9 protein-coding genes and 1 tRNA gene are annotated in these 6,000 nt (G+C 34.4%); 9 read left to right on the top strand and 1 reads right to left on the bottom strand.

All coding sequences use genetic code 11. The features are described 5' to 3' along the window. The first annotated feature begins 206 nt into the window (after window positions 1-206). From DEF52_RS06070 to ruvC, 9 genes are all read left to right on the top strand, one after another. Window positions 207-350, top strand: a complete 144-nt coding sequence (locus DEF52_RS06070) for a hypothetical protein (RefSeq protein ID WP_153296796.1) — start codon at window positions 207-209, stop codon at window positions 348-350. A 241-nt stretch (window positions 351-591) separates the two neighbouring features. Next, window positions 592-894: a 50S ribosomal protein L21 gene (gene rplU, locus DEF52_RS02685; protein ID WP_006279565.1), complete on the top strand. Its 303-nt coding sequence runs from the start codon at window positions 592-594 to the stop codon at window positions 892-894. A 10-nt stretch (window positions 895-904) separates the two neighbouring features. Next, window positions 905-1,174 carry a 50S ribosomal protein L27 gene (gene rpmA, locus DEF52_RS02680; protein WP_006279564.1) on the top strand — a complete coding sequence of 90 codons (270 nt, stop codon included), beginning with the start codon at window positions 905-907 and terminating at the stop codon, window positions 1,172-1,174. 9 nt (window positions 1,175-1,183) lie between these two features. Continuing rightward, window positions 1,184-1,260 (top strand) — tRNA-Ile (locus DEF52_RS02675). Between the two features lie 57 nt (window positions 1,261-1,317). Next, complete coding sequence (gene metK, locus DEF52_RS02670) at window positions 1,318-2,490, top strand: methionine adenosyltransferase (RefSeq protein WP_151807781.1); 1,173 nt, start codon at window positions 1,318-1,320, stop codon at window positions 2,488-2,490. A gap of 126 nt (window positions 2,491-2,616) precedes the next feature. Beyond that, window positions 2,617-3,300, top strand: coding sequence for a TenA family protein (locus DEF52_RS02665; RefSeq protein ID WP_151807780.1), 684 nt, complete (start codon window positions 2,617-2,619; stop codon window positions 3,298-3,300). A 44-nt stretch (window positions 3,301-3,344) separates the two neighbouring features. Beyond that, on the top strand, window positions 3,345-4,004 hold the full coding sequence (locus DEF52_RS02660; RefSeq protein WP_010962391.1) for a TenA family protein: 660 nt from the start codon (window positions 3,345-3,347) through the stop codon (window positions 4,002-4,004). A gap of 47 nt (window positions 4,005-4,051) precedes the next feature. Continuing rightward, entirely contained in the window at window positions 4,052-4,879 is an 828-nt protein-coding gene (locus DEF52_RS02655; protein ID WP_006279354.1) for a cytochrome c oxidase subunit 3, read from the top strand. Beyond that, on the top strand, window positions 4,880-5,368 hold the full coding sequence (gene ruvC / locus DEF52_RS02650) for a crossover junction endodeoxyribonuclease RuvC (RefSeq protein WP_151807779.1): 489 nt from the start codon (window positions 4,880-4,882) through the stop codon (window positions 5,366-5,368). A gap of 44 nt (window positions 5,369-5,412) precedes the next feature. Here ruvC and ruvX read toward each other — a convergent pair whose 3' ends face one another. After that, the gene (gene ruvX / locus DEF52_RS02645) at window positions 5,413-5,880 is read right to left on the bottom strand and encodes a Holliday junction resolvase RuvX (RefSeq protein ID WP_010082183.1); all 468 of its coding nucleotides are present in this window, start codon (window positions 5,878-5,880) and stop codon (window positions 5,413-5,415) included. Between the last annotated feature and the right edge of the window lie 120 nt (window positions 5,881-6,000).

Here is a 6,000-nt window from a genome sequence, read left to right as displayed (position 1 = left end):
TTAAGGTATGACGGTTAAGTAAGGGATCTATGTTAAGAGATACCGCGAATGAATCGCGGTATGACGGTTAAGTAGGGTGTCATCCTAGTGCTCCTTTTTTTGTCATCCAAGTAGCTGACACTGGGATCCAGTTTTCCATATAATCTCATCGAAAATGTTGTAACCACTTTCTATGCTAGTTTACAAGCAAACTTTCCTGGATCCCAGTGTCAGCTACTTGGATGACACCTCTGGGCGCTGGGATGACAGGAGAAGGAGGCTACTTTCATGACACCATTCTTTTTCCTGGATTCCAGACTGGAATGACATCATCCTTTTTTCTAGATCCCAGTGTCAAGCTACTCGGATGACAGGAGAAGGGGCTACTTGCATGACGGTGTCGGTAAATTTAGAGCTATAATAACTATTTGCCTTTTTTCTGCTTAGGTTATGCAAGAAGTCTACTGTCTGAGAAAAGGTAGATAAAAGATGAAAACAGATAGAAGTATTTTAGTAGCTCAAAAAGAACGTTAAGTCATGCTTTTTATTTATATTGACAGCGTATATGACATCGTTTACGATTAAAGTTAATAACAATAATTTATATTTATCATGTTTGCAGTAATTGAGACTGGTGGAAAGCAATATTTAGTAAAAGAAGGTAGTATAATAAAGGTAGAGAAGTTAGAAGCTGAAGAAAAAAAAGAGGTGGAAATCAATAAGGTGATTTGTATTTCAAATAATGGCTTATCTTATTCATCTAATGCTACTGTTAAAGCTGAAGTGTTGGAGCAGTGCAGGGGGGAAAAAATTATAATCTTTAAGAAGAAAAGAAGAAAAAATTACCGTAGGAAAACTGGTCATAGGCAGTATATAACTGTTCTTCGTATAAATGAAATTAGTCTTCAAAAGTAAGAGGTAAGATATGGCAACTAAAAAATCAGGTGGTAGTTCCTGTAATGGTAGAGATTCAGCGGGTCGTAGGTTAGGAATAAAGAAGAATGGGAAGGTTATTCCTGGTAACATAATTGTGCGCCAAAGAGGCACAAAATTCCATCCTGGAAAGAATGTTGGTATAGGTAAAGATCATACGATTTTTGCTAAAATAGAAGGCTGGGTCAGCTTTAGAAGGTCAGCAAATAAAAAGACTTTTATTGATATCGTGCCTACAGATAATATGAAAGCTTCAGCTTGAATAAATCATGGGTCTGTAGCTCAGGTGGTTAGAGCGCACGCCTGATAAGCGTGAGGTCGGAGGTTCAACTCTTCCCAGACCCACCATTTAGTAGTTACTAACTGTGTTTTCTATAGCGGTTTTGATATTGTATAAGCAAAAACATGAGTTTATATAAAAATTTAGTAACCAGTGAATCAGTGGCGGCTGGTCATCCAGATAAAGTAGCAGATCAAATTTCAGATGCAATACTTGATGAGTACCTTTTTACTGATCCTTTTGCGCGAGCTGCAATAGAGACTTTAGTCACCAAAGATAACGTTATTATAGCTGGGGAAGTGTTTGGGCCTAACATCAAAAATAGCAGGATTGAAAGTATTGTACGGAATACAATAAAAGATATTGGTTACAAGCACGATGGGTTCCACTGGAGAAAAGTGAAAGTAAATATATTGCTGCATGAGCAATCAAATGACATTGCAATAGGGTTGGATCAAGGTGCTGGAGATCAGGGCATAATGTATGGCTATGCAACAACAGAGACAGAAAACCTTATGCCGGCACCCATTTTTTATGCACACTCGATTCTGAAAAATATCATGAGCGCAGTTAAAGAAGCAAAACTTGGTCCAGATGCAAAGTCACAAATCACTTTGGCATATGAGAATAACCTCCCGGTACGTGCTGAAAGTATTATTGTCTCAATACAGCACCCTGAGGATTTGGATCAATCAAAAGTAAAAGAAATAATTTACCCTTACATAGTTTCATCTTTACCTGAAGGATGGATGTGTCCTGAGGAAAATCTCTTAGTCAATCCAACTGGTAGATTTGTTATTGGTGGACCGGTTAGTGATTGTGGATTAACCGGACGAAAAATTATGGTTGATACTTATGGAGGTTATATTCCACACGGTGGAGGAGCGTTTTCCGGAAAAGATGCAACCAAAGTTGATAGATCTGCGGCTTATATGGCAAGATATCTTGCTAAAAATATTGTCTTTGCAGGTTTGGCTGAACGTTGTCTTGTGCAGCTTTCTTATGCAATTGGTGTATCAAAACCTACTTCATTCTATATTGATACATTTGGTGCGAATAAGGTAGAGGAAAGAGTAATTAAAAAGTTTATCGAGAATAATATAGATTTATCAACAAAAGGCATAATCAAGCATTTATCGCTTAATCATCCTATATATAAACGTACAGCCTGTTATGGACATTTTGGTAAACAGTCGGAAAGGGACGGTGGATTTTCTTGGGAAAACATGGACTTATCTGCTGATCTTTGTAGAGAATTCAATATAGAAGGTAATAGTAAAATTTCTTTAGATTGCTAAAATTTTTGATTTACAGCCCCATATTTATATACTAGCTTATTGTTAAAGCATAGCACGCTTTTTCATAATAATTATACCACATTAGTAATAATTTTTATATTCAATTTTTATTGTGAGGCTTATAAAGTGTATAACGAAATAGAAGGAGAACTGTACAACGTAATTGTAAAAGAGTTTTCTGATCTTATTGATAAAATAAAAGAACACCCTTTTAATGTTGAATTGATAAATAATACATTAGATTATGAAAAATTCAAATTCTACCTTCAGCAGGATTTTCTGTATTGTATAGATTGCGCTCGTGCTTTTTTAATTGTTGCAGCTAGAGTTGATGATATTGAAATGATGAGTAGTTTAATCAATTTGGCACAAGGAGCATTTTATGTTCGAGAACAGTATAAAAAATATTTTGAAGATTGTGATCTATCTGATGATCACAAAAAGTCAAGAGCTTGTTCTGCCTTTACTGACTTTTTCATGAGTGCCGCATATCACAATTCTGTTAATGAAGCTTTAGTAGCATCTTATTCTTGCTTTAACATATACCAAATCGTTATACGCCATATGGTATATGAGATAACAACTAAAGGGGTTAAAAATAACAAATACAAAGAGTGGATCAACATTTATAGTAGCGAAACAGTAAATGCTGTAATTGATGAGGTTACTGATATTACAAATAAGCTATATAAAAAAGCTAGTGACTGTGAAAAAAAGAGGATGTATGAGTTTTTTAAGAAAGGGCTGGAATTAGAAATAATGTTTTGGGATGAGGCATATTACTCTAATATATCTAGCAAAGAATATTAGCAGCGGATTATTTACGTTAACTTGATCTTTTATCGGTAACTACAGTGTTCAGTGGCATAATTAGGAGCTGTTACGGGTCAAATCTTTTAAAGGATATAATTGAGCATCCTTTTAATGTTGAGTTAGCGAATAACACCCTAAATATAGAGAACTTCAAATTCTATGCTCAACAAAAGACGTTGTTCTTAGGTGATTATATTCGTACCACCTTAATTACTGCATCCAAAATGGAAGATTATAGTAGTATTATCTCGCTTGCTGAAGTAGCCCAAAGAGTAGTGACTGTTAATAGAATGTTATATGACTACTACTTTACTATGTACGGTATAAGTCGCGAAAAGAAATCTCTTGAGTGTTTTAATTTCACTAATTTTCTTTTATCCATCTCGCATAGTAATACCTATGAGGCTATGACGGTTTTGTATTCTTGCATGTTTATATACGAGACTGTCGTTGATAGCATGAAAAATAGATTCAAGAAAAATAATAGATATAGGGATTGGTTTAATTTTTGTTACAGTGATTCAGTAAAGTCTGGATGCATTATTTTGGAAAATATTGTTGATGGATATTGCAGCAGAGCAAGAGAAAACGAAAAGAGCAGAATGCTTGAGTTGTTTAGAATAACTGCACAATTTGTGTTAGATTTTTTGAACGGTGCATATAATTTTTCAAGATTCAATCAATTTCCTAAGGAACATTGACAATTTTAAGCTAATTTGTATCCTTAATAAGTATTTTTTAAAATGCTATGAAAAGTAAAGAACATGATTTTCATTTAGTGGATCCAAGCCCTTGGCCAATTGCTGTATCAGCAGCAATTCTTATTCTTGCACTTGGATTAGTTGGCGCGCTTCATAAACAAATTGTCGGAATGTTTTGTTTAGTTTTGGGAATCTCCGCAGTATCAGGGGTGCTGTTTTATTGGTGGAGAGATGTAATAAGGGAGGCCATTTATGACAAATGTCACACTGCCATTGTAAAACATGGACTCAAATTTGCAATGTACTTGTTTATTCTCTCGGAGGTCGTATTTTTTATAGTGTTCTTTTGTTCATTCTTTAAAGCCTGGCTTGATCCAGTTTTTTTATTTGAGGCGTTTTCTCCTGCAAAAAAAGTTGAATGGCCCCCTGAGGGAATTTTGCCACCTGATCCATGGTCACTACCATTCATGAATACATTAATATTATTGCTTTCTGGTACAACAATTACTTGGGCAAATCACTCTTTACTTAAAAATGATAAAAAGAGCATGATTAAAATGCTGTCCATAACTATATTGCTTGGAGTTTTTTTTATAATAGTGCAAGCAATAGAGTATCATGAAGCGAGTTTTTCTCTACAAGAAACAGGAGAAAAGCTTATTTATACATCCAATTTTTATATGATTACCGGTTTTCACTGCGCACACGTTATAATAGGAATAATATTTTTATCAGTGTGTTTATTTAGAGCACGGAAAGGCCAATTTACACTTCAGGACCATTTGTGCTTTGAGTTTGCCTCCTGGTATTGGCACTTTGTAGATGTAGTCTGGATATTTTTATTTTTGTTTGTCTATTGGTTAAGCGTTTATTAAGTGGTTAAAATAATAGGTCTAGATCCAGGAATAAGCAAGACTGGGTGGGCCATTATCAGCCTGAACGAAAAAAATAATATTGAATTTTTGGGCGGCGGTACCATATCAACTGATGGTAAATTGGGTACAGGTGAACGCCTACATATAATTTTTGAACAATTAAAGAAAGTAATTTCCCTATACTCTCCGAATGAAGCTGCGGTGGAGAAAATTTTTGTTAATAAAAATCCTAAATCTTCACTAACTTTAGGATATGCAAGAGGGGTTGTAATTTTAGCGTTAAAAATAACAAAGCTAACTATGAATGAATATGATGCAAACTATGTAAAAAAAAGCATTACCGGAAATGGCCATGCTGATAAGGATCAGATGATATTTATGGTGAAGCAAATAGTTAAAAATTTGAGTATAAAATGCCACCATGCTGCTGACGCTCTTGCTGTAGCAATTTGTCATGCTTATACGAAAGGTTCTTGTTTTGTTGAGTAACTTTTATATGGGATTCAGTTTGAAGATTTCCAGATCTGGAAAAACTATTTGATTGTATTTATCTTGTCTAACGTTCGTTGCAAAATAATACATGCGGAGATTTTATCATCTATTTTTTTCGATTTTGTGATTGATATTCCAGTAATTTTTAGTGTATGAGTTGCGATAGATGTTGAGAAGCTTTCGTCTTGTAAGTATATATTTACTTTATATTTTTTTATTATTTTATTTGCGAATTGGATTATAGTTTTACACCATTTAGTTTCTTGCTCGTCCATTTTTAATGGTAGTCCTATTACCATTGATCCAGATTCATTTTCTTTGAATATTCTATGCAGATAACCTAAATCTTTGCTCATATTTTTTCTGTGATATATGCTATGAGCTGTGGCTATGAGCTGTGTTTTATCGCTAAATGCTATGCCTATTTGCTTTTCTCCCATGTCAAGGCACATTATGCGCTTATCTTTTGGAATAGACTTTAGAAACTCATCTGGATTTCTATGTAGCATCTATTAGACTTCCTTTAAAGTGACCTTACCAAAAAAGTGGAGAGAAAGTTAAGAAAATTTTTTACAAAAAGAATAATGAATCAAATTGCTCAGGAATGCAATAGACTTCTTGCATAACCC

The organism is Wolbachia endosymbiont of Nasonia oneida (assembly GCF_009012935.1).
Taxonomy (GTDB): domain Bacteria; phylum Pseudomonadota; class Alphaproteobacteria; order Rickettsiales; family Anaplasmataceae; genus Wolbachia; species Wolbachia pipientis.
Note: the sequence above shows the minus strand (reverse complement) of the source record. Positions and strands in the feature narration are given on the sequence as shown.

Coding starts and splice junctions, on each gene's coding strand:
- metK (WP_151807781.1), top strand. CDS start 1,318: ATGAGTTTATATAAAAATTTAGTAACCAGTGAATCAGTGGCGGCTGGT.
- DEF52_RS02655 (WP_006279354.1), top strand. CDS start 4,052: ATGAAAAGTAAAGAACATGATTTTCATTTAGTGGATCCAAGCCCTTGG.
- rpmA (WP_006279564.1), top strand. CDS start 905: ATGGCAACTAAAAAATCAGGTGGTAGTTCCTGTAATGGTAGAGATTCA.
- ruvX (WP_010082183.1), bottom strand. CDS start 5,880: ATGCTACATAGAAATCCAGATGAGTTTCTAAAGTCTATTCCAAAAGAT.
- rplU (WP_006279565.1), top strand. CDS start 592: ATGTTTGCAGTAATTGAGACTGGTGGAAAGCAATATTTAGTAAAAGAA.